23 protein-coding genes and 1 riboswitch are annotated in these 25,172 nt (G+C 33.8%); of the genes, 6 read left to right on the forward strand and 17 right to left on the reverse strand.

Annotation, left to right across the window (positions count from 1 at the left end; translation table 11 throughout):
* The first annotated feature begins 102 nt into the window (after positions 1 to 102).
* Positions 103 to 230: riboswitch (cyclic di-AMP (ydaO/yuaA leader) on the forward strand.
* A 164-nt stretch (positions 231 to 394) separates the two neighbouring features.
* The 3 genes from ablA (at position 395) to ACFHWD_RS00815 (ending at position 3,984) form a co-directional block, all read left to right on the forward strand.
* A complete protein-coding gene (gene ablA, locus ACFHWD_RS00805) occupies positions 395 to 1,681 on the forward strand; it encodes a lysine 2,3-aminomutase (protein ID WP_150357281.1) in 1,287 nt (428 codons plus the stop codon).
* Positions 1,653 to 2,513, forward strand: a complete 861-nt coding sequence (gene ablB, locus ACFHWD_RS00810; RefSeq protein ID WP_150357280.1) for a putative beta-lysine N-acetyltransferase — start codon at positions 1,653 to 1,655, stop codon at positions 2,511 to 2,513. The genes ablA and ablB overlap by 29 nt, the downstream gene beginning before the upstream one ends.
* A gap of 211 nt (positions 2,514 to 2,724) precedes the next feature.
* Entirely contained in the window at positions 2,725 to 3,984 is a 1,260-nt protein-coding gene (locus ACFHWD_RS00815; RefSeq protein WP_150357279.1) for a hypothetical protein, read from the forward strand.
* 72 nt (positions 3,985 to 4,056) lie between these two features.
* Here ACFHWD_RS00815 and ACFHWD_RS00820 read toward each other — a convergent pair whose 3' ends face one another.
* The 10 genes from ACFHWD_RS00820 to ACFHWD_RS00865 form a co-directional block, all read right to left on the reverse strand.
* Entirely contained in the window at positions 4,057 to 6,615 is a 2,559-nt protein-coding gene (locus tag ACFHWD_RS00820; RefSeq protein ID WP_150357278.1) for a Ryanodine receptor Ryr, read from the reverse strand.
* Positions 6,616 to 6,703: 88 nt separating this feature from the next.
* Positions 6,704 to 7,852, reverse strand: a complete 1,149-nt coding sequence (locus tag ACFHWD_RS00825; RefSeq protein WP_150357277.1) for a restriction endonuclease subunit S — start codon at positions 7,850 to 7,852, stop codon at positions 6,704 to 6,706.
* Between the two features lie 108 nt (positions 7,853 to 7,960).
* A complete protein-coding gene (locus ACFHWD_RS00830; RefSeq protein WP_378059843.1) occupies positions 7,961 to 8,617 on the reverse strand; it encodes a potassium channel family protein in 657 nt (218 codons plus the stop codon).
* 24 nt (positions 8,618 to 8,641) lie between these two features.
* Positions 8,642 to 9,997, reverse strand: a complete 1,356-nt coding sequence (locus ACFHWD_RS00835; protein ID WP_150357275.1) for a TrkH family potassium uptake protein — start codon at positions 9,995 to 9,997, stop codon at positions 8,642 to 8,644.
* Between the two features lie 216 nt (positions 9,998 to 10,213).
* Positions 10,214 to 10,402, reverse strand: a complete 189-nt coding sequence (locus ACFHWD_RS00840; protein ID WP_150357274.1) for a hypothetical protein — start codon at positions 10,400 to 10,402, stop codon at positions 10,214 to 10,216.
* Positions 10,403 to 10,973: 571 nt separating this feature from the next.
* Positions 10,974 to 11,546 (reverse strand): pyridoxal 5'-phosphate synthase glutaminase subunit PdxT, encoded by a 573-nt coding sequence (pdxT, locus tag ACFHWD_RS00845; RefSeq protein WP_150357295.1) that lies wholly within the window; start codon positions 11,544 to 11,546, stop codon positions 10,974 to 10,976.
* Between the two features lies 1 nt (position 11,547).
* Complete coding sequence (gene pdxS, locus ACFHWD_RS00850; RefSeq protein WP_150357273.1) at positions 11,548 to 12,417, reverse strand: pyridoxal 5'-phosphate synthase lyase subunit PdxS; 870 nt, start codon at positions 12,415 to 12,417, stop codon at positions 11,548 to 11,550.
* Between the two features lie 202 nt (positions 12,418 to 12,619).
* Positions 12,620 to 13,069: a pyridoxamine 5'-phosphate oxidase family protein gene (locus tag ACFHWD_RS00855; protein WP_150357272.1), complete on the reverse strand. Its 450-nt coding sequence runs from the start codon at positions 13,067 to 13,069 to the stop codon at positions 12,620 to 12,622.
* A gap of 132 nt (positions 13,070 to 13,201) precedes the next feature.
* Complete coding sequence (locus ACFHWD_RS00860; protein WP_179977935.1) at positions 13,202 to 14,014, reverse strand: glycosyltransferase family 8 protein; 813 nt, start codon at positions 14,012 to 14,014, stop codon at positions 13,202 to 13,204.
* Between the two features lie 214 nt (positions 14,015 to 14,228).
* Entirely contained in the window at positions 14,229 to 15,146 is a 918-nt protein-coding gene (locus ACFHWD_RS00865; RefSeq protein WP_150356852.1) for a choline kinase family protein, read from the reverse strand.
* A 730-nt stretch (positions 15,147 to 15,876) separates the two neighbouring features.
* On the opposite strand from ACFHWD_RS00865, the gene ACFHWD_RS00870 reads away from it, so the two are divergent.
* The 3 genes from ACFHWD_RS00870 to ACFHWD_RS00880 all read left to right on the forward strand — a co-directional run bounded on the left by ACFHWD_RS00870 (position 15,877) and on the right by ACFHWD_RS00880 (position 20,144).
* A complete protein-coding gene (locus tag ACFHWD_RS00870; protein WP_150356853.1) occupies positions 15,877 to 17,067 on the forward strand; it encodes a histidine kinase in 1,191 nt (396 codons plus the stop codon).
* A 5-nt stretch (positions 17,068 to 17,072) separates the two neighbouring features.
* On the forward strand, positions 17,073 to 17,843 hold the full coding sequence (locus ACFHWD_RS00875; protein ID WP_150356854.1) for a helix-turn-helix domain-containing protein: 771 nt from the start codon (positions 17,073 to 17,075) through the stop codon (positions 17,841 to 17,843).
* 192 nt (positions 17,844 to 18,035) lie between these two features.
* A complete protein-coding gene (locus ACFHWD_RS00880; protein ID WP_150356855.1) occupies positions 18,036 to 20,144 on the forward strand; it encodes a methyl-accepting chemotaxis protein in 2,109 nt (702 codons plus the stop codon).
* A gap of 96 nt (positions 20,145 to 20,240) precedes the next feature.
* Here ACFHWD_RS00880 and ACFHWD_RS00885 read toward each other — a convergent pair whose 3' ends face one another.
* The 7 genes from ACFHWD_RS00885 to ACFHWD_RS00915 form a co-directional block, all read right to left on the reverse strand.
* Entirely contained in the window at positions 20,241 to 20,564 is a 324-nt protein-coding gene (locus tag ACFHWD_RS00885; protein ID WP_150356884.1) for a multidrug efflux SMR transporter, read from the reverse strand.
* A gap of 196 nt (positions 20,565 to 20,760) precedes the next feature.
* Positions 20,761 to 21,057, reverse strand: coding sequence for a BMC domain-containing protein (locus tag ACFHWD_RS00890; protein ID WP_150356856.1), 297 nt, complete (start codon positions 21,055 to 21,057; stop codon positions 20,761 to 20,763).
* 39 nt (positions 21,058 to 21,096) lie between these two features.
* Positions 21,097 to 21,390, reverse strand: a complete 294-nt coding sequence (gene eutM / locus ACFHWD_RS00895; RefSeq protein WP_150356857.1) for an ethanolamine utilization microcompartment protein EutM — start codon at positions 21,388 to 21,390, stop codon at positions 21,097 to 21,099.
* Positions 21,391 to 21,416: 26 nt separating this feature from the next.
* A complete protein-coding gene (locus ACFHWD_RS00900) occupies positions 21,417 to 22,070 on the reverse strand; it encodes a phosphate propanoyltransferase (RefSeq protein WP_150356858.1) in 654 nt (217 codons plus the stop codon).
* A 1-nt stretch (position 22,071) separates the two neighbouring features.
* A complete protein-coding gene (locus tag ACFHWD_RS00905; RefSeq protein ID WP_378059849.1) occupies positions 22,072 to 23,664 on the reverse strand; it encodes an acetaldehyde dehydrogenase (acetylating) in 1,593 nt (530 codons plus the stop codon).
* 62 nt (positions 23,665 to 23,726) lie between these two features.
* On the reverse strand, positions 23,727 to 24,401 hold the full coding sequence (locus ACFHWD_RS00910; protein ID WP_150356860.1) for a BMC domain-containing protein: 675 nt from the start codon (positions 24,399 to 24,401) through the stop codon (positions 23,727 to 23,729).
* 21 nt (positions 24,402 to 24,422) lie between these two features.
* On the reverse strand, positions 24,423 to 25,133 hold the full coding sequence (locus ACFHWD_RS00915) for a cupin domain-containing protein (protein ID WP_150356861.1): 711 nt from the start codon (positions 25,131 to 25,133) through the stop codon (positions 24,423 to 24,425).
* Positions 25,134 to 25,172: the final 39 nt, after the last annotated feature.

A 25,172-nucleotide genomic window follows, 5' to 3' on the forward strand; every position in this document is an offset into this window, starting at 1 on the left:
ATGTTTTACAAGTGCATGATAAAAAACAATGTTGTTCATTTGACATACATATGTTAAAGTGTTATGGTTGTATGTATAACAATAAATATGAGAAATAATACAATGTTACTAGCGCTTAATCAATTTGAACGGGAAAACCAATTTTGGGGTGAATCCTGCTTAGGCAGGTAGGGTTAATTTCTTCGATCCGAATCCGTCAGCTAATCTCGCAAGCGTTGAAGGGAAGTTTTTGGTATACTTGAATTTGTATTTTTTAATGTACCTTTGAATTTACGGCTTTACAAGCTGCAGAGACTTCTCTGCAGCTTATTGTTTTTTTGATTGTTCATTGGCTTCCATATAACATAGACAATTTTTTATATTGTATTGTTAATTTTTAAAAGGAGTGTTTGGTTTGAAAAGGAAATACTGGAATATACCATTATGGAAAGACGTTGCAGAAGATGAGTGGAACAGTTGGAAATGGCAGATTTCTAATAGAATTACCACACTGGAGGAATTGGAACAAGTAGTAGATCTCACTGAAGACGAAAGAGAGGGAGTAAAAACTAGTCTTAAAAAACTAAGAATGGCAATAACTCCTTATTATGCAACATTGATTGATCCAGATGACTACAATTGCCCTATTAGAAGACAAGCAATTCCCACCATAGATGAGACCAAAATATCCAAATGTGATATAAATGACCCATTGCATGAAACTCTTGATTCCCCTGTTCCCGGATTAACCCACAGATATCCTGACAGAGTACTAATCCTTGTTACCGAAAAATGTTCTATGTACTGCAGACACTGTACAAGAAGACGCTTTGCAGGACACAATGATAATTCTCTATCAAACAATGATATACTAAAAGCTATAGAATATGTAAAAGCTCATGACGAAGTCAGGGATGTATTGATATCCGGTGGTGATGCCCTATGCATTTCCGATGATAAGCTTGAATTTATATTAAAGGAGATAAAACGGATAGACCACGTTGAAGTTATAAGAATTGGAACCAGAGTGCCGGTTGTCATGCCTCAGAGAATAACCAGTAACCTGTGCAGAATCATAAAAAAATATCACCCAGTTTGGATTAACACACAATTCAACCACCCAAATGAAATAACCGAAGAATCAATGTTGGCATGCAAGATGCTAGCCGATTCAGGAATTCCACTTGGAAACCAGTCAGTACTTTTGAAAAACATCAATGACTGTCCTTATATTATGAGAAACCTTGTACAGGAATTAGTGAAAAACAGAATAAGACCTTATTATATATACCAATGTGATCTATCCCAAGGTATTGAACATTTCAGGACGCCAGTTTCAACCGGTATAGAAATCATGGAACTTTTACGCGGCCATACCTCCGGATTTGCAGTGCCTACTTTCGTAATTGACGCTCCAGGCGGCGGCGGAAAAATACCTATAGGTCCCCAGTATTTGGTCTCACAAACACCTGAAAAATTAATACTCAGAAACTATGAAGGTGTATTGTGTACTTATACCGAACCATCTGATAAAAACCGCCACTGCAAACATTGTGGACTGTGTAAAAAATTCAAAAACACTCCATATGAAGGCTTAGAAAAACTCTTCAGAGATGAGAAAATATGCTTAACACCAATCAATAATGCCAGAATGGAAAGGAGAAAGCAGTATAATGAGGGCAAGCGGTTGTCAGTTAAATAACTATTATGTCAAAATAGGTAAGGATAAAATATTTGTAGACTATATCAACAGTCGTGTAAAAATAATCGACTTTTGCAATATATCCGTTCAAAATATAAAAAGACTTATTCATTTTGCCTCAAAACAACATATGGGGAAGATCATATGCAACTGTGATATTGAAAACCTGGATAACTTTATCAAAGCAGGTTTTCACTTGGAGGGGAAAATAGACGGTTATTTCAAGGGTAAAGATGCATTCTGTATGTCCTATTTTATCTCCAAAGATAGGACACTCTATAATGAACATTCTAAAGAAGATCTGATTTTAAAGCAGAGCTTAAATAAAAAGGATACTTTTATCTATAACAGTGACAATTCCAACTACCACATAAGAAATGCATCAGAAAGTGATATAGGGGGTATGATAAAATTATTTTCCCGGACATTTTCCACCTATCCATCTGAAATTTTCAGTGAAGATTATCTGAAAAACACTTTAAATAAAAAAGTTTTATATAAGGTAGCAGTGGATAATAATAACAGAATAATCGGTGTAGCTTCAGCGGATCTGGATAGAGAAAATTTAAATGCAGAAATAACCGACTGTGCCACCCATCCACATTATAGGAATAAAGGTATACTGTCTAATATAATCTATTCCCTTGAATTGGAACTGAAAAACATGGAATTTATTACTTTATACAGCCTGTCCAGAGCAATACATCCAGGTATTAATTTCGTACTCAGCAAACATGGCTATACATTTAGAGGAAAGCTCATAAATAATTGTAATATATGCGGTGGTTTTGAGAACATGAATATCTGGGTAAAAAACATCAATATGACTTGAAATTTATAGAGCAATATTACACTGTTCAAATAAGCATATGAAATCAAATATAAAAATAAACCTTTAAAATAATCTCAATAATTCACGATTTTTCATGGTACAAAATGGTACAAATATGATAATATCACTTACCAAACTTTTTTAAAATCCTAAAATCCATACATATTTGGATAATTTAATGAGCACACTAAATAAAAAAGGAGTGATATTGATGTTTAACCCGTTTGACCAAAAGCCCATGCCCCTGGAAGATGGTATCATGGACTGGAAAACCATATACCCAAAATCATATTCAAAGCAGACTATTGATCCATATACAAGGATCCGTATTATTTTAATGAATGGAATCGAGGTTGAAGCAGCTCTTTTCTCCCATCAATTCCATCGTCACTGCAATAACAACGATTTGCGCCGTGAACTGGCAATGCTGCGGCGGATTGAGCAGCAGCAGCAAAAACACATCAACTGGCTCAAACCAATTGACGAGACACAGCTGGAGACCACCATTGGCTACGAACATGTTGCCGTGGATCTGACAGCCTGGCTTGCCCAAAACGAACCGGATTCCAATGTAAAACAGTGCCTTGATTTCGCACTGCTGGAGGATTTCGATCATCTATACCGTTATTCCAACCTGTTGGATCTGGATGAAAATATTCCCTCCCAGCAGCTGGTGAAAAAATATGTAGACATAACCCCGGGACGGCCAACCATAGCAGAACACCGCTGTCCTAAAGAGGAAGTCAAAAGATTTGTGGACTTTAAAAAGGCAGATATTCGTACAAAGCTGAATACCATGATCATAACTGCCGGAGAACAGCAGACCATGAATTTCTATATGAATTTGGGAAACACATATTATAATGATCTGGGACGTCAGCTCTATCTGGAAATTGCCATGATAGAAGAACAGCATGTAAGCCAATACGGGGGACTTATAGACCCCAACTGTACATGGCTGGAAAGCCTTTTGCTTCATGAATACATGGAATGTTATCTCTACTATTCTTTCTATGAGGATGAGGTGGATGCCAATGTGAAATCAATCTGGGAGATGCATCTTCAGCAGGAAATATCCCATTTGCACAAGGCAGCTGAACTTCTTTCCAAATATGAAAATAAACAGTGGCAGCAAGTTGTACCAGGAGCTTTCCCAAAACTGCTTCAGTTTCATGACACAAGGGACTATGTACGAAATATTCTTGCCAGTCAAATTGAACTGACTGCAGACAATGAAGATTTTAAAAATATCCACCAGCTTCCTGCAGATCATAAATTTTTCTGTTACCAGAACAAAGTGAACCACGATATCAACTCAGTGGCAAGTCATATGGTAATTGAACAGCATCAGAGACAGAAAGGCGAGGACTACCGTGACGAATCCCAACCCAATCCAGTGCCGGATCTGTCAGACAGAAAACAGGACAATACCAGCATAGCAAGAACAAATAAATCCATGTCAATGGCTTAATTAAAAAAACAACATGCAGGTAACATCTTAAAAAATATTTCCTGCATGTTGTTTTATATTTATATTCTGCTGCTACTGATGTATGAATTTAAGTTGAGCTTCACAATAACAGGCAAATTTAAGCCTCTCTATTTTAAAATTTGCATCTGCAAATATCCTGGGCCAGCATTTAACATACTCTATTATTTTATTCTTTTCATCTTTCTCCAATTCATCCCAGGACACCATTGAAGAATTGGCATTTCCTTTTTCAGAGAGTCTATATTCATACTCACATTTTCCCAAAATATTCAACTCTTTTTCCGTAAAATCAATAATTTTTGGTTTTTCACTTTCAGACATTGAAATCAAATCATAATAAACTTTATAGAGCATATCAGGTATGTGCCTTGCATAATCTCTAATAGAATCTTTTTGTTCTTCACTTAGATTTTTCCAACATTCATCAGGTTTCATGACAATTTCATCTTTGTCATAGTAAATCATCACATGGCTGTAATTAAGTGCCCTGGAAATCTGATCAATTTTCTCATTGAAAAATTCGTCTTTCATTAAATAACGGAAAAATTCATCATCATCCACATGCAGCTTCAATTGATCCCTGGAAGGCAGATAGGATTGTTCCCATTTCTTTGCACTACTCAACCTGCTCATCTCCAATATAGCTTCCATAGATCTTGACTCATGTTTGTACCTGCCGACTTTTAAAAGTGCCCTCAACACACCCTTGTCTATCTGAACCTCCTGCCTTTCATTTATAAGATGCGGTGCCTTGCGTTCCAAAAGAGATCTCAGCAGCATCGCTCTGCGAATAATAAACAACTGATCTCCCTCATTAGTTTGATTTGGTCCTAAAATATTTACATATCCCCTCAATCTGCTCACAAAATCAGGGCCTTTTGCACTTTGAAATTCCTTAAAAAATTCTCCATATTCAGCCCTGTCCTTAATATCTTCTCCACAAAATTCCTCAAATGTACTGCTTGTACCCCCTGCAAATACAAAGATGGCCTTTCCGATAGGATGGATTGAATTGTCCTCTCTGAATATACCATCCTGCATAGGTGCCAGAAAATATTTCAGCCATCCCAGTTTTCTTTCAAAAGTAGAATCAAATTCATCAAAAAATACCAGAGGAATTTTACCTATCAAAGAAACATCTCTTATTTTATGAAAACTTATAATGAGATCCGATAATGTCCTAAACTGAGATAAATTAAAATCCAATTTTTCAATTAAGTTTGGAGCCACACACGAGGCAACTTCTGTTACTCCAAAAGATTTTCCGGAACCAGGTGTTCCAAATACAGCAATAGAAAGAGGACGAACTGAATTTTTAGAAAGAACATATTCAGACATGAGGTTTTTAATACTCTTATAAGCTTCAAATTCATCCCTGTCAACAGTTTTCAACTTTCCAAATTGCGCTATTGGTATATATTTAAGAGCACTTTCCTCCCCTTTTTTAACAATATTGTAAGCTATTTCTGCTAGATTGGTAGAACTTTTATCCTTAATAATATACCAGCATGACTGACATTTAGAATTATTTGAATTGGGCACTTCAATATCCTGTATGTATTCTTTATATATAAAATCATTTTCTCCTTCACTGAAAATTGAAGGATTAGGGAAAATGCTTTCCACAATATTTTTACCGAATCCATACATAAAGTATTTTTGTGTAGCTACAATCCCCTCCCGTATACCGTCGTCAACGGATTCATCAATGGATTTATTATTAAGTTTTCCCAAAACCAAAGACTTGGTCAATCCAGCAACAAAACAGGAAGTAAGTCCATACATTTTACCCTGAGCCTCCTTTATTAAATCCCCCTCAAAGGCATAGGTTAAAAAATAAAGTTGTGACCTAGGTTCTCCATTATTTCTATAGTATATAGCACCTTCTAAACCCAATGGTATAACCAGGCGGCTACATTTTGATAAAAAGGCAAGAATTGGATTATTTTTTATTTGCCAGACAAAATCAAGTGCCGTCTTTTCCCAGGAAAGATTTTTACTTATGTTAACCTCTTTGGAGCGCAGATCCTCTCCATTTATAACTATTAAAGTATTTTCCATATGAAACTGCTCCAAATGTTTCCAAAGTTTAGTTGAGTTAGAAGGGTTGTCCATTTTATATACAATCATCGGATGTTTATTATGCTCTTTTAAAGCTAAAGGCCAAAATTTTTCATTGTTGTTAAATCCATTGTTTTCATCATCCAATATAATTAGATCCGCATTTTCATTATCATCTATAATGGGAAACAATTTTGGATCTTTAAAAGGCATTTCTGTAAAACCCAAAAACTCTTTCACTCTGTATACTCTATTCCCATCTTTATCCTTGGATATTGCAGGGAAAAGGCTTAATCGTATAGTAGAATTAAGAATTCCCTCCGGCAAATTCCCCTTATCATAATCCATTTTAGGAGAAATAACATTGGCTCCTGTAGATAAAGTTACAAATTTAGCTAGAAGCAGGGCTTCTCCCTCACTTAATCTGCTGCATATATGTGGATACTGATGCCAATTTAAATCACTGATGTGCTCGTCGTTAATTTGCCAAAATAACAAGTTTACACATACATCACCAGATACAATGACATTAAAATCCTTGATTTCCACAGCTACAATCCCTTCTTTCTATTTATTAATATTTATTTTAACAGCTTCTTGATATTAGAGTCTATGATACAATTTTAGAGCACTTTTCCTAATTAAACAGTTTTCCATCAAAAGCTCTTTGTATCAGTGAATTAAAGCTTTCCTGCAGTTCTTTCAGACTTCGCTGCAGCTTTTTTTTCTGATTTTCTATATTTCTCACTATTGTTGTAAACTTATTTTGTAGTTCTATTGGTGGAAGAGGCAATTTCAAGTTGTTGATGATTTTAAGATTTAAAAATGTTTGCGCTCCACCTATGCAATACTTATTTACAATGTAGTCTTTTAAATAGTTTAATTCATATTCTATAAATATAGAATTTACCCTATTCCTATTTAATTTCAACAAAGCCACATTTTTCATGCTAAATTCTTCATGTAATGGATTAAAAGCGGCATTTCCCGCACCAGAACCTATATTAGTGTATAAAACATCACCATATTCTGGATTACATCTCTTATATATTTCTCGATGATCTTCCTCAGAAACAAATTCTAAATCAGATAAATCTAATTTAAAAGCTTTTACATTCTTACCGGTAATAAATTTAACTCCCTTTGCAACTCTTTTTGGAGCATTGTGGGTTCCATCGGTGATTTTATTACAAATATCCTTTAAGCTGATCTTCTCCCATTTATATTCGTTAAATTTCAAATCTCCAAACATATTGTAAAAAACACTCTTTATCAGCTCCTCCAGAAGCTCTATCTGAGTTTTCCTTTTATTCACTAACTCCTGAATTTTGCTTAATACCTTCACTATTTTAAGCTGGGAATCCATATTTAATATCGGTATCAACTGTTCTCCTATAATTCGATGCCCTAGATGTTTTTGAACTCCGCCTTTCATCCGATGTTGAATCATACGTTGAAATCTATTTGACGATAAATAATAAAATAGATAATCCCTGTTTAACAGTTTTTCATTAAAGTCTATCCTAAATAAATTATTACTCAACACTCCATGCTTCCCTCTAAATACAACCCCGGGTGATCCCGTATTAGCCATAACCAGATCCCTATTATCCACTACCTTTTCCGGATATACGTCTTCAACATACTTCTTTTTACTGGTTTTCTTAAAATCTGCAATATATAAATACCTAATATATCCTTGAACCTTACTGTCAATCTGCTTACTTTTAGGTATCTGTACTCCCTGCGTTATAGAACATATTTTCTTAAATTTAGTAAACTTCATAATTAATTACCTCTTACGTTTTAAAAACATATAAATCATGCGGCTAATTCAGAATATTTATCAAATTTATATATATAAAAAGTCAAATATCCCTCAGTACAGTAATAATTAAATAATATCCTCTAGTTTTTCAATCTCTTTCTCTTTTCCAATAGCTACAATTATATCTTTTCTCATAAATACGAAATCTGATGTAGGTAATACGCTTATATCGTCTCCCCTCCTTATAACTATAATATTCACTCCATATTTAGCCCTTATATCCAAATTACCCAGGCTTTTACCAACCCATTCTTCCGCACATAGTATTTCGGCTACCCTGTACTCAGGAGACAATTCTATAAAATCTAATATATTATTTGATACAAGATTATGAGCAACTCTTATAGCTGTATCTTTTTCAGGTAACACAACTTTATCAGCTCCTATTTTATAGAGGATTTTTACATGTAATTCAGTACTTGCTTTAGCAAGTACAAATTTCATACCCATTTCTTTCAACAATAGTGTGACTATAACACTGCTTTGAATATCAGTACCTATCCCTATTACAGCCACATCAAAACTATTTATACCAAGTGCTTTTAGATTTTCCTCTTCAGTTGCATCCGCGCAGACCGCCTGTGTCACATATGGGGCTATATCCTGAACATTTTCTTCTCGCAAATCCACTGCCAATACATCATTTCCAAGTTCATAGAGGGTTTTTGCTATTGACTTTCCGAATCTCCCCAATCCCACAATTAAATATTGTTTTCTTTTCACAAAATCACCTCAAATCTTAAAATTTTATCCAATCAATATTTTACCTTCAGGGTACTTTATAGATTTAGGTATTTTTCTGTTTACCATGGATAATATTATTGTAAGTCCTCCTAGTCTTCCAAAAAACATACTTATGACTATAATAATTTTACCTATAATGCTTAAATTAGGTGTAATTCCCAAACTCAACCCTGCAGTTCCAAAAGCTGACACACATTCAAAAAATATAGCTTCTAAAGATTGCTCACTCTCGGTTACACCCAATATCATGGAAAAAATCAATATCAATATCATATAAATTACCAATATTACAATAGCTTTATATACAAGATCTTTTTTTATGGTTTTTTTATAAATTTCAGTTTCCCGTCTGCCCATTATTACGGATACAGCTGTCATTATAATTAAAGCTGCAGTAGTTGTTTTTATTCCCCCTGCTGTAGAACCCGGAGCTCCACCTATAAACATGAATACAATTGTTAAAAGTTTACTGCTCTCGCTCATGTCAGAAATAGAAATTGAATTAAAACCTGCAGTTCTTAAAGAAACCGAAGCAAAAAATGAAGATAACATCTTGTCCCCTAAAGTCATATTTTTCATAGTCGCAGGATTGTTAAATTCAAACAGAAGAAAAAATATGGTTCCCAAAATCAAAAGTACAATAGCCATTGTTATACAAACTTTTGAATGCAGTGATATTCTTCTCACATCCCTAAAGCTCTTTAAATTATATATCTCCTGCCATACATAAAACCCAAGCCCCCCAATCATAATTAAAACGCTTATAGTAAGTATTACCATTTCATTATTATAATAGGGAACTAAACTCTTGCCTTTCCCCACTAGATCTATTCCCGCATTGCAAAATGCTGAAATAGAGTGAAAAATTGAATAAAAAAGGCCTTTGCGAAATCCAAATTGTGGAACAAACTGAAACGACAAAATAGCCGCACCTATAGATTCCACTGAAAAAGTAAATATCAATATGTATTTAGACATTTTTACAAGTCCCTGTATATTAAATGAGTTAAGCGATTCATGAATCAATAGTCTTTCTTTTAAAGTTATTTTTCTTCCTGAAACCAGTGCAATAAGCGTCGAAAATGCCATAAATCCTAGTCCACCTACCTGGATCAGAATTAAAATAACAGTCTTTCCAAAATAACTCCAATGTGTTCCTGTATCCACCGTTACAAGTCCAGTTACACAGGTGGCTGATGTAGCTACAAATAATGAATCTATAAAATTCGTATGAATATGATTTTGAGATGATATAGGAAGCCATAATAAGATAGTACCTATAAAAATTATAATCAAAAAACCCCATATTAAAATCTGAAGTTCATTTATCTTGAATAATTTTTTATTTCTAAATTTCATTAAAAATCACCCTTTATCACCTCTAAATACGACATATAATTCCATATTTTTTAAATTTTACTGTCTCAAACTTATTTACTGTCATTATATTATAACCCTATTTTTTTATTTCTCCTATGTTTTTCAGTAAAAACCATTTCCTCTTTATAATAATATTTATTCTATTTTAAATCATAAATTTCTATATAAACTACTTGAGTTCTCGATAATATCTTATCAACTTATTCCCTTATCATAAATAATCAATGCCGTATAATCATTTTGTGCATGGGCATATTTTATATCGATTACCACCTTGCCCTTTAGATCAATTTCAAGAGTATCTTTAATTTTACTCTCTAGATTCTCCAATGTGTTTTCATGTAATCCTTTAATTCCAATAGCATTACTTCTGTATGTTGACATACTTAACCATTCCCCCTATTGACTTTTTGTAGTCACTCTTTATTCAATATTTCTACAACAGGGACTGGCATCCTTTAACTTTCGTTCACCATTATTTGACTTATTTATATGTTTTTCTCACGCAAAATAAGCACCCCACATGACGGATGCTCATTTTGGTATTATACTTTCAAGGATGACACTTTTTTATTTTTCGCTAAGGGTATTTCCTTAGGACATATATAATTATACATAGTATTTATTACAACTTAATGCTATATTTATAAACTTTCTGTAAACATTATGAAAATAATCTTCTATTTAGCAATAATACATTTCATTGGTTATATTATTGGTGTTCATTTATCCTTAAATTACCAGAATAATAATTTGAACTTTGCATATTCTATTCATGTAAGAATATCAATGTGTTCTGAGTTATTAAAATATTGAAATTTCCTATAAACTTAGGATATTTGTAATTGAATACATTGAATGCTTAATTTATGCTGGGGATAATAAATCCCCAGTATTTAAATACTGAATGCATAATAGGAATGCAAAATTCCAAGCTCATAAATTGAATTTTATTTCAGCCATTACTGCACATATTGACAAAATATCTGTGAAATTGAAGATTATCTGTTAATTCAGGATGGAAGGAAGTGGCCAGCATATTATCCTGTCTTACAGCTACAATATTTTCATCAACTTTGCACAATACATCCACATCATTTCCTACTTTGGTGATATAAGGAGCCCTTACGAAAATCAAAGGTACTTCACCATTATAAACTTTATTTATCCTCTCATAGGTTAAAAAGCTGTTAATCTGACTTCCATAGGCATTTCTTTTAACAGTTATGTCCATTACCTGCAGGTGATTTTTTTTATCATTTTCAATATTTTTTGCAAGAAGTATCATACCTGCGCAGGTTCCCCACACCGGAAAACCATTCATTATTTTTTCTTTAAGCTTGTGAAAAATATCCGTTTCCCTTAATAGTCTTCCAATAGTCGTACTTTCTCCACCTGGAAGAATAATTCCCTGTAATCCATCTAATTCTTTAGGCTTTCTTACTTCAACCGTTTCACAGTGAAGGGCTTTTAAGTGATGAATATGCTCTATTACCCCACCCTGAAGTGCAAGTACCCCTATTTTCATCTTACCAGCCTCTTTCTTCAAATCTGCTGTCCAATTCACTGCAGTTTATACCCACCATTGGTTCCCCGAGATCTTCAGATACTTCAGCAATGCACTTGGGATCATTATAATTTGTTGTTGCCATAACTATTGCCTTAGCTCTTTTTTCCGGATTTCCCGATTTAAATATTCCCGAACCCACAAACACCCCTTCAGCTCCTAGTTTCATCATAAGTGCTGCATCGGCAGGCGTAGCTATTCCACCCGCAGCAAAATTAACTACGGGAAGCTTTCCATTTTTCCAAACAAATTCTAATAAGTCAAAAGGAGCCCCAAATTCCTTAGCTAATGTCATCAACTCCTCCTTTGACGAATTTTTAACTCTTACTATATCATCCATTATACTTCTCATATGAGTAACAGCTTGAACTACATCTCCAGTACCAGCTTCTCCTTTGGTCCTTATCATAGCTGCACCTTCGCCAATTCTCCTTAAAGCTTCCCCTAAATTCCTTGCACCGCATACAAAAGGAACGCTAAATCTTTTTTTATCTATATGATATCTATTGTCTGCAGGGGTTAGTACTTCACTTTCATCTATAAAATCAATTCCTATAGCCTCCAGTATCTCAGCCTCAACAAAATGTCCTATTCTAACCTTGGCCATAACCGGTATGGATACCGATGCCTTTATCTTCTTTATCATTTTGGGGTCGGACATTCTTGCAACTCCACCCTGTGTCCTTATATCCGCAGGTACCTTCTCAAGTGCCATAACCGCACATGCCCCTGACGTTTCAGCAATTATAGCTTGTTCGGCATTCACCACATCCATAATCACTCCGCCTTTAAGCATTTGAGCCAAATTTTTATTAAGTTCATACTTTGCCATAAATAAAACAACTCCTCACTTACTTTTTGAAGTTAATTATAATATGTACACCGTATAATTCAAATGTATCGTCACAATTTGGAAAACACTTTATTTATCCCTTTATAAGTTAAAAATAGAGTGCTGTAAAATTATTTTAAAGAACAGTTTTGCAGTACTCCACTTTGAATTTGATGTTTTTGTCTGATATTAAACATTCTGTTTACACTAATTCTTTTACTTCCTTTGGATCTTTAGTATAATCAGCCATCTTCACAAATTTTGTCTTTATCCTGTATATGACGGAATCTCCAATATTACCTTTATCTACATTTTCCTTTAATACCGGATACCTGACACTTATTCCATCCACTGCGCTCTTAAAGTCATCATCGCTCTGAAGTACTTCCGATGCCTCTCCAGTTACAGAAACACTTTTAAAGGTATTATAGGATTGATTCTCATTTTGGAAATAAAAAGTAACTATTGGATTTTTCTTTATATGACTGACCTTATTTGATTTTCTCCCCGTTTCAAAATACAGATTGGCTCTGGCATTTGAAAATGCTCCCATAACTCTCGCATATGGTGCACCGTCCTCACCTACGGTAATCAGCAACCCTGTCCTGGATTGTTCTATATATTTGATGGCCTCGTCTAATACTTTACTCATATGTAAAATCCTCCTTTTTTTATAATTATAGTTCAACAACTTTAATTTTACTATTTTTATTTTAATCACTTAGTATATATATTATATCTTCTCTATCCTTAAACAATAGCATGAACAATTTAAAATATTTTTTTATGTGTGAGATAATGCCATTTTTTCATAATGTTTATACAGTGAATAAAATTCACCTACATAATTTTTTTGCCAGGGCTTTTTCTTTCCACAAAAATGAATTATGGAAGTATTATTAATTACATAATCCATATCAATATTACCTTTACTTAAAATTTTATTATATTTATAATATCTAGGATCATAATTAAATAATATTTCATCAAATTTTTTTATATATTTGGAATACAGTGCATTAATTATATCCTGATCCGGCAAAATTAATTTATTTTTATTTTTCTTCACAAAATCATAAATCTCTTTTTCTTTTACAATTTCTCTTTGCAGATCAATATTCATTAAAAGAACCCCGGAATTATAATATGTTTCGATTTGATAAGGTTTTAATCGCAACTTATTGATTTCTTTAACTGTCAATATATTATGACATGCTGCAGCATAAAGATATTTAGAAATACCAATATCATATAATTTTCTTATTGGATTTATAACCAGAATATCGGGATCAAGATATAATATTTTATCCACATTTAAAGGTAGAAACTCAAATGCCAATAATCTATAGTACATTTCTTTAGTATAATACATAGTCAAAGGTGAATCTTTAAAATGTTCATTCTCCACTTTTATTATAAAAAGCTTATGGTTTTCCTTTTTTACAAATTTATTTACATTATAAATCTCATCTTCTTCCATATTTGAATACATCATATAAATATAAAATCTTTCTTCAGGATTATTCATAAATAAAGATTTCAGCATAACCTTTAATGGTTTTAAATAATTTGAATCCAGTGTAACAAGAATATTCATTTATATTTTCTCCTCACATATAATTAATTGAACTTCTACATTATTCTCATACTTATGAATTACCCACAATCAATAAATATTAAACAAAAATAACTCCAACCCCAAAAAAGTTAGAGTCATTATCCTTTCTATAACTAATAGTCATAAAAATATGATAATCAATATACTTACTTATTTTATCATAGTAAGCATAAAAATTTCAATGTTTCCTCTATTAACATTTCTTTACCATATCAGCAATGGAATAATCTGATGAAACTGTTATTGTCTTGACATTTCTTTGAAAACGCTCATACCTAAAACAGCAGTAATCGAGAAAATCATCACCGCTGTAGTGCCTAATCATGGCCCATACCATCCACAGCAAATCCTGTGCCATCATATAGCATTTTATTTTTAATATTTCTGAAGGCATGGGAAACTTACCATAATAGTCTAAAAGGAGATATTTAATTGCATCTTCAGTTAGTCTGGATTCAAGAATATACGCAGCTACATCCCAACTCGGATCGTTCATCCCGGAATATTCCCAATCTACAAGGTAGGTTCTTCCTTTATTATCCACCACAAAGTTTTCGGGCACCGTATCATTGTGACAGGGGACAGAAATTGTATTTTTAATATTCTTTTGCATAAAATCCAGCAGTCGTTTTTTTAATGCAGCATAGTCGAAGAAAAAATCTCCATTAAGTTCTTTAATAATATGCTCATATTTGTTTAACTCTTTTTCCCAATTAAAAGAATTGGGAAAATGTTTTTGGCTGGAGTGAATCTTTTTCATAAGAGCAGAAACAGCTTTTATATTAGCTGAAGAGCAAGGATCTATTTGGGCAATATTTTTACTATTTTCAATATATACACTGATTTTAATCCCACTTACCTCATCAAAATAAATGCACTCAGAGCTCAGGCCTAGCTCTGAAACAATTTTATTATTAAGCTTTTCAATTTTTCGGTCAATCATTAAATTGGTCATACCGCCTGGCTGCCGGACAACATACTCTGTTCCATTTATATTCATAATATAGTTGTAATTAGTAAGTCCACCTGCAAAACGAGTTTTGTCAAATATTATACTGTCGTCACTAAAAACAAGACGCAGTTTTTTTTGTACTAATTCTTCCATTTCCATAAATAATCCACCACACATATTCAATCTATTGTTTTGTTAATTAAGAAGACATAAGCAACCAAATAAATGCGCCAATTTATAATTTCCTGAAATCCATTACAAGGATCATTATAACAATAATATGCCTAAAAATCAACATATTACCTTATATGTCTCTTCTAGCTGATACCAGTATATAGAAGTCAGAAATCTAGAATTATATAGACATAGTTCTAGATTCCATTACAAATATTCCATTACAATAACTTCTATTGTAATAGTTCCACTTTTCAAAATAAAAGTGGATATTATTCAAAAAAAACGATATTATACAATATAATATTTTAACTAGATACAATAATACTAATAATATACATTAATTCTACAATAAATCAGTTATCTTATATGGTATCATAAATGATGGTAATTATTAAAGTTCAGTAGAAAATAGGAGAGGAAATCATGGAAGGTAAGTTTAAACTGAAATCCAATATTTATTTTAATAAGCAATCCATACAGCTTTTAGAACAAATTGAGGAACTTATATATATTTGTAGAAAATGCTATTTATAAAATGTTCAAAATCACAGAAAATAACTTATAAAATATTAACTTTGGTTTCTTTTTGACGAAACTCAAAGAGTAAGGTAAATTACTAGTTTACTTTCATATTCTTATGTATTACAATGAAGTTTAGATAATTTCTTCCTTCACGTACAATTATAAGGTCATAAGAGGTGCATTTACAGGTATGAATAAAACTAATAATCCACTTGAAAAATTAATATCCTCAAATTTATACGATCGTTATAGTGGTATTTTATCCTTATCAGATATTCCTCTGTTTCTGGCAGATACAAATGGTAATATTTTGCTTGAATTTATTCCATCTCCTGATTTTTGTACACATGTATGTCAGGAAAAGGGCGGAGAAGTATGCCCTGACTACAGATGTCGATTAAATCCCAAGGGCGAGGGTAGATTTGTATGTCGATATGGCCTTGAAAATATACTTTTTCCCATCAGAGTAGAAAATGAAACCTTAGGATACGTAGCCGGTATGCAGGTATATTTGAAGGATAATGAATATAAAAAATACATGATTAATATAAATCCCTCCAAAGAGAGCAAAGCTGAAGAATTAGAATTTGTTGCTAAATCGATTTCCTCACTGAAAACCGTGGAATCCAATAAAATTAAAATACATGAACGTTTATGCGGTCAAATTGCTAAAAATATTTCTCTTGACTTATCTGAAAATATAAGTTATTTTCATCAAGATGTGAAAAGGTTATCAATTGAAAAAGAGATACTGGAAAAAAAGATCATTGATCTAGAGGCAAAAAACATGTCTTTAGCAGTTAATCCTCATTTTTTGTTTAATACTTTAAACTGCATCGCCCGTGTGGCTTATTTTGAGCATTCTCACACAACAGAAAAACTCATTTATTGCCTTTCTGACTTGCTGCGATACAACTTAAAACAGGAAAACCAACTTCACACTATTGGCGCTGAAATCAATAATATTGAAAAATACCTGTATATTCAGAAAGTGAGATTTAAAAACCGCCTTGAATACAGCATAGATATTCCTGAAAATATTAAATCTTACACAATTCCCAATATGGTTATCCAGCCAATTGTTGAAAACTCCTTAATCCACGGAATTACACCAAAACGAGAAGGAGGTAAAATAATTATTTGTGCAGAGGAATGTAAAAGGGAAATTATTATTTCCATTATGGATAACGGAAATGGCTTTCCAAAGGACATTTTGCTAAACATGAAAAAATTTGAAAATAAATCGGGTTTAGGGCTTTGGAATACAGACAAACGCTTAAAACAATACTATGGGAAACAGTACGGATTGGAAATTGTAAAGTCTGATTATAGTGGTAGTACCGTTACTATCACAATTCCTACCCAGCCTATTGTGAGGTGATAGCAATGAGCGTGGTTTTGATTGTAGAAGATGAAATGCTTGAGCAAGAATTTCTTAGATCAGTTATGCTTGAAGAGCTTTTTCCAGAAGATAAGCTGCTGACCTGCGAAAGCGGAATACAGGCCATCAATCTAGCAAAGCAATATCAACCCAATGTTATCATAATGGATATAATGATTCCTGAATTGGACGGTTTAAGTGCCATTGAGAGAATCAGAAAATTTTTACCCAATGTATTTATTACAATTTTGTCCGCCTATTCGGACTTTTCCTATGCACAAAGAGCAATCAGGCTGCAAGTTTCCGAGTACTTGTTGAAACCTGTAAAACCCAATGTTATCAAACAGGTTTTCCGAAAAATGCTGGACTCAGCAAACGATTGTGATGCATTGACAGAAGAAAATCCTGACGAAAATATTAAAGATTCTAGAGGAAGTCAACGATACTTTATAGAGGAATCCATAAAATATATTAAAGAACATTATAGAGAAAAAATCACTTTGAAAATGGTTGCTTCTAGAGTATTTTTAAGTCCCAAGTATTTCAGTCGTGTTTTTAAGAAGGAAATGGGGGTTTCATTTTCAAATTATATAATCAATTTAAAAATTCAACATGCCTGTAGATTGTTAGAGACAACCAATTATCCCGCTTATCGCATTTCAATAGAATGTGGTTTTTCAGATCCTTCTTATTTTAACAGGGTATTTTGTACACAGATGAATATGACTCCTCAATCCTACAGAAAATATACACGTATGTCAGCACAGAGAGATTGAAAGTTATGAAATTATTGCAACATAGTATAAAATCTTTAAAGTACTAATTATTATAAATCTTTTATCGAACTCTAACATAAAATCGCTAGGGTTCTTTATTTATACAAATTATACCAACTATTTTAGCTAATAAAAATGGTTATTTTTATATACTAATATATGATTTAAAAACGTAAAAGGGGGATAAAATTTATGTTACAAAAAATGAGTTTAAAAGTAAAAATTAGCACTATAATTGGACTATTGCTGATACTAACTTTCGCAGCTACGTTTTCTATATTATTAGTCAGGTTATATAATAGCAGTATATCACAAGCTAAAACTCTCTCAGAGGAAATGTCAAAATCCTATGCATCCCAGGTTGACAGTCATTTTATAACACTTGAAACAATAGGTGATACATTCAAAGATTCAATAAACAGTCAGATAAAAAAAGGTGTTAAGAATAGAGATATTATCATTGATATGCAAAAAAATATATTGAATAAATATCCTAATATTTATGGAATAACAGTGGCTTTTGAACCAAATGCCTTTGACGGCAAGGATTCTTCCTATGCAGGAAAACCGGGATACGGCGAAAAGGGATTGTTTATACCCTATGTAACCAGAAGCAACGGCTCTTTTCATATTGAACCGGCATATAATTCTGAAACTGAGATGACCTGGTATAATACTCCTAAAAGAAGTAAACGAGTATTTGTGACGGAACCAACTGTATATAAAGTTAATGGCAATAATATCTCCATGGCATCTTTGGTAGTACCTATTTTAGATGAAAATAAAAATTTTCGAGGAGTTGTATCCATAGATTACAGACTTGAAACATTTCAAAATATTGTAGATCAAATAAAACCCATGGGAGGATATGCTCAACTTTTATCGAAAAATGGTATATATGTAGCAAATGGGGCCAATAAGAAGTTGATAATGACTGATGCAAAGAAAAGTGGTAGTGACTGGAATAATGTTGTAAGCCAAACATCTGCAGGCAAACAGATTCAAGCCATAGGAAAATCAATTTCAACAGGAGAGGACGTCTTCAGAGTAGCATACCCGGTAAAAATAAGTGACTATGATATGAATTGGAGTCTATGCATTGATATTCCCATGGCAAATATTTTAAAGGATTTCTATGCTCAATTAAGAGAAATAATACTTATGGCCTGTATTGGACTTGCCGCTATAATCCTGGTAACAGTATTAATTGTAGGTTATATGACCAAAGGACTTAAATATACGGAAGATCAATTGGATTTATTGGCACAGGGAGATCTCAGTAAGGAAATTAATTCTAAGTTTTCAAAATCCAAAGATGAAATTGGAAATATGATAAATTCTATGTGGAAAATGCAAAAATCAATTAAGAATATAGTAAAAGGCGTGAAAGACAATTCTTTAAATGTAGATCATTCAATAAGCAATGTGGAAAAAAGTATAGGTACCCTAAACTCAAAGATTGGTGATGTATCTGCAACTACAGAGGAACTCTCTGCCGGAATGGAAGAAACTGCGGCATCCTCTCAAGAAATGAACAACTCGGCATCTGAAATAAAGAAAACCGTTGAAAGCATGTCATCAGCAATCGAAAGCGGATTAAAATCTGCAGAAAAAATAAATACAAGAGCTGATGCTCTGAAATCCTCTGCAATTCAATCTCAACAGAATGTACATGACATGAGTTCAGATATGAATAAAAAATTACAACTGGCACTTGAAAAGTCAAAAGCTGTGGAGCAAATAAACTCATTGACAGATGAAATATTGGAGATAACCTCACAGACAAATTTACTTGCACTAAATGCATCTATCGAAGCAGCACGTGCAGGAGAAGCTGGAAAAGGATTTTCCGTTGTAGCAGATGAAATCAGAAAGCTAGCCGATTCATCTCAGAACATGGTCATCCAAATTCAAAATACCAATAAGGATGTAGTTCAATCCGTAGATGCACTTAGAAATAGTTCAAGAGATATAATGAAATTTATCGAAAAACAAGTGGTGCCTGATTATACTAATTTAGTTAAAACAGGAGAACAGTACAGCAAAGATTCTTCTGAAATCAAAAAATTGATTGATGATTTCAATAAAATATCTGAAAAATTACTTTCATCTATTTCTGATATAGTAAAATCCGTGGGAGAGGTATCTGCAGCATCGGAAGAAGGTGCACAGGGAACTACAAGCATAGCACAGATGTCTTCAGAAGTAGCTGAATTAAGCAATAACGTATTGAATCAGACAGCAGAATCAAAATCAAGCTCTGAAAAATTGAAAAACATGATTTCCATATTCAAGCTATAACAAGCTATAAAAAGAGAAAATGTACTTAAAATTTAATTTACACAAAGTAAATACAGATGGCTACCCTAATATGGTAGCCATCTGTACTAACATTTTTTAATGATTTACACCACTTAAATTTAAGCCTACTATTCCAGTGATAATTAAAATTATAGATATTACTTTACCCATGTTAATTTCCTCTTTAAAAAACATTATTCCAATAACTGATATTACTGTAATTCCTACCCCTGACCATATTGCATATGCAATACTTACATCTATTTTCTTTAAAGCCAATGAAAATACACTGTAGCATAAAAAATATGCAACAAACATACCTATGGATGGAAATAACCTCGTTAATCCATTGGAAATTTTCATTAACGAAGTACCTATTAGCTCCAACGTTATTGCTAAAAATAGAAAAAACCAGTGCATCATAGCCTCCCTTTATAAATTTTATAGTACCAATTACATTTGAAAAAAGAACGTATCCCGATTTGATTTACATGGATCCAGATACATTCTCTAAACAAACTATCATTTTGATTTTAGCATCTATCATAAGATGATAGCATATTATATCTTATTTTAAAGTCATCTTCATATGTCTTTTCAAATATCAAATTTTTGTCTACTCTTCATTTCCTTCAGAAATTTTAGGAAGAATAGATTCAACCTCAACATGCGGACGTGGAATAACATGAACTGAAATCAGTTCTTCACCAACACGCTGTGCTGCTGCTGCACCAGCATCAGTAGCTGCCTTTACAGCACCTACATCTCCTCTTACCATCACTGTTACAAGACCACCTCCAACATGTTCCTTACCAATTAAATGGACATTTGCCGCCTTAACCATTGCATCTGCTGCTTCAATACAACCTATTAAACCTTTTGTTTCAATCATTCCCAATGCATCATGTTGCATTTTTTTCTCCCTCCTAAAACCTTATTTATGATCTACAATTTATTTTTCATCTTCCTTTTCAATTTTAGGAAGAATACTTTCAACTTCCACATGCGGACGTGGAATAACATGAACTGAAATCAACTCACCAACACGCTGTGCTGCTGCTGCACCAGCATCAGTAGCTGCCTTTACAGCACCTACATCTCCTCTTACCATCACTGTTACAAGACCGCCTCCAACATGTTCCTTACCAATCAAATAAACATTAGCTGCTTTAACCATAGCATCTGCTGCTTCAATAGAACCTACCAAACCCCTCGTTTCGATCATTCCCAATGCATCATATTTCATTTTTTTTCTCCTTTCTTCCTAATACCTTATTTTATTATTGTAATTTTCGATACATTATTAAGATTCATGGCATTTGCTTCTTCTGTATCAACATGACATTCTAAAGCCGAAGCATCATTTGCCCTAATAACTACATTATTGTAAATACCACCTCGCGGCCCATCAACCTGAATGCTTACTATTTGCCCATCATGAACATCAAAATGCTGTGCATCTCCAGGTGTCATATGGATGTGACGCTGTGCAACAATCAATCCTTCTTTTATCTGAATGGATCCCTTTGGTCCAACTATAGTAATTCCAGATGTTCCGTGTAAATCACCTGACATTCTAATCTGTGGAACTGTCCCCAATTTAAAAGAATCTCCCTTTAGAACTTCCACCTGTGTCTTACTGCGTATTGGGCCAAGAATCCTAATCTTTTCAATGGCACCCTTTGGGCCGCAGATAGTCACAGTCTCCTTACACGCAAATTGTCCTGGTTGTGTTAGATCCTTAACTCTAGTCAACTGATATCCTTCTCCAAATAAGGTGTTAAAATCTACCTGTGAAAGGTGAACATGACGATTCGAAATTCCGATTGGAATTTTATACTCATCCTCTCTCCTACCTTCAGAAGGCATATTATCTTTGACAGTCTCCAGTAAAAGTTTGAGGACAGCTTCATACTTGTTGTCCATTTTAATTAGCTCCCTTCATCGCAGCTATTAATTCACTTACCAGCTTAGTAAGCTTTTCATTGTCAGTTGAATCAGAATTTGTACTATAACATTCCTTATCATAATTAGCTTTATTCTGGCAAGTACTCTTTGCAACATAGGAGGCAGGACTCGTAGCATAGCATCCTAAATCCCGCTGATTCCCACAGCTGCCAGAAAGTTCAGGATGATTGAACGTCGGATCATCTGAAGCCAATGTGCTGCAGTTTTTAATACCATATGCAACCCTCTTGATATTAATCAAATGCATCGGACTGACATTTTCAGAAACAGAACTTCCTCCCCATGTACCACAGCCTAATGTAAAGGAAGGCAATAACCCTGTACTTGCACCAGTGCCGCCCTGACTTCCACCGGTATTAACCAGAATACGGGATGCTGGCTTTTTAGCAAACTTCATTACCATATCTCTATCATTTGTATGGATGTTCATAGTATGACCAAGGCCATTTTGAAGCAATCTAATACTTAAATCACATGCTTCATGCCAATCTTTAACTGTATAAAAAGCAAGTACTGTTGTCAATTTTTCATAAGAAAGCGGATAACCGTCACCAACACCCTGTTGTTCTCCAAGTAAAACTTTTGTTCCCTCTGGAATTGAAATACCTGCAGCAGAGGCAATGACCTGTGGTGATCTTCCAACAAATTTTGCACTCATACTGTGGCCGCCATTTTTAAAAAGTAGATTACAAACTTTTTTGGTTTCTTCAGCTGTCATAAAATATCCACCCTGTTTTTTGAATTCAGTTACTATAGCATCATGATTGCACTCTTCAGCAATTACAGACTGTTCAGATGCACAGATAGTACCATAATCAAAGCTCTTACTAGCAATAACATCCCTAACCGCTTCGTGAACATCAGCTGTTTTCTCAATATAAGCTGGAGAATTACCAGCACCGACGCCCAATGCAGGCTTTCCAGAACTATAAGCAGCTTTTACCATCCCCGGTCCTCCAGTTGCAATTATCATGGAAACCTCTTTGCATTTCATCAACTCGTTCGTAGCATTCATAGACGGTGTTAAAATGCTGCCTATAATATTCGCAGGAGCACCTGCTTCTACTGCTGCATTACACATGAGACTAACAGCTTTTGTTGTACATTTTATTGCAGCAGGATGTGGTGAAAATACAATGGCATTACGTGATTTAATTGCTATCATTGATTTGAAAATAGCGGTGGATGTTGGATTTGTAGAAGGAACTATACCCATTACTAAGCCAACAGGTTCTGCAATATCAATTACCTTATCAACCGGATTTTCTTTGATTACACCAATTGTCTTCATATTTTTAATAGAATTATATACACAAGTAGAAGCCATATGGTTTTTATAAGTCTTATCTTCAACCTTTCCAAAACCGGTTTCTTCTACAGCCATTTTGGCTAAACAAACTGCATTTTCCTCTGCCACTTTAACCATATTGCGCAGAATTTTATCGATTTGCTCTTCAGTATAATTAGCAATTTGATCTGCTGCAATTTTTCCTAGACGTGCAAGATTTCTCGCTTCTTGTACAGAACGTAAATCATGATCAATATTTTCCAATTGTGATCCCTCCATTATTTTTCATAAAACTTTTATTATTTATTTTAATTTCTGCAACTGTGTTAACTATGCCCATAATACTTTCCAAACTCTGCAATCAGCAGCTTTTTACTTGCTCTAGAAATTTCCCTTCCTTTAATGCCAAAGTTTTCATATTTGCGTGCTAGATTTCTAAGTTCTACCACCTTATATTTGCTTAAAATCTCAATGGCTTTCTCAGGGCCACATTCAAATACTATCTTGTCTACAGCTTCCTTATTGTGCTTTTTACTCAAACCTTCTTTCAACAAAACTGTTGTTTCTTTTGGCATGGATTCCCTATTATTTGTCTCCTTTACTCCTAAATCTTCAATTGTTACTGTTTCTTTAACCTCAACAGGAACCTCTACAATGTTTTCCACTTCTTCTTTTAATTCGGCTTCTGCTGAAGCAGTAACTAAAATATCTTCACTTTCCGCTGGTACTGATGATACAATTATCTTGTCTAAATACTCATGTGGACGTGGAATTACATGCTGTGAAATCAGTAATGTGTTATTTATCAATTTAACTGCAGCTGCACCAGCTTCTACAGCTACTTTTGCTGCAGCTACATCACCAGTTACAGCAATCGAAACAAGGCCTCCTCCTACATATGTCTTCTCCAAAATATTCACATATGCTGCCTTGAGCATGGCATCTACAGCCACAATAGCTGCAACGAGTCCTTTCGTTTCGATTAATCCAAGTGCTTGCATCACTTAGTCCCCCTCTTAGTTCTAGCTTACAAGATCAGCCCAGTTGGCTGGATATGTAACATAGAATAACTTGACCTTGTCAGGAGATCCCCATATAACTTTGGATCCCGATGGAACATAGAGTACGTCACCCGGGTGTACAGTGAATGTCTTCCCATTAAGAGTAATTGTCAATGTACCTTCGATAACATAATCAATCTCCTCATAAGTCAGTTTCCAGTCAAAACTAGAATGATCAATTGTTAAAAATCCGGCACTCATAGAAGAATCATCTTTACTGATCAATTCCTGATAACATACTTTGGCATTTGGATTCCCAGTATCAAAGGTATCAAATTTTACTGAGTTTCCACGGACTAACTTCAAACCGCTACAATCACTTTCAGCAACATATGGTTTATTGGAAACTGAATCAAGTACACCTTTTAAAAGACCCTTATCCATCATGACCTTGAGCACTTTATAGATCATATCACTGCTAATTCCACTCTCACAATTTTTTAGAGGTTCAGGAGCTTTCTCCACAGAAGAGTTCTTCGTTTCGCAGGAACTTTTTGTTTCACAAGGCTCCTTTGTTTTGCAAACTTGAGTTTCTGTAGAAAACTCTATTCCACGAGCTCTGGCTGCATCCTTAGCCGATGGAGTAATAATCGTATTACAGTCAATATAAACTGTCTTTTGACCTTGCTTTTCCGCATCGTCAACATCTTTGACACAAATTAATTTTTTCATTCCTCCACATCCTTTCATTCATTGATATAATCATTGAAA

The organism is Clostridium sp. MT-14 (assembly GCF_042436595.1).
Lineage (GTDB): Bacteria > Bacillota > Clostridia > Clostridiales > Clostridiaceae > Clostridium_B > Clostridium_B aromativorans.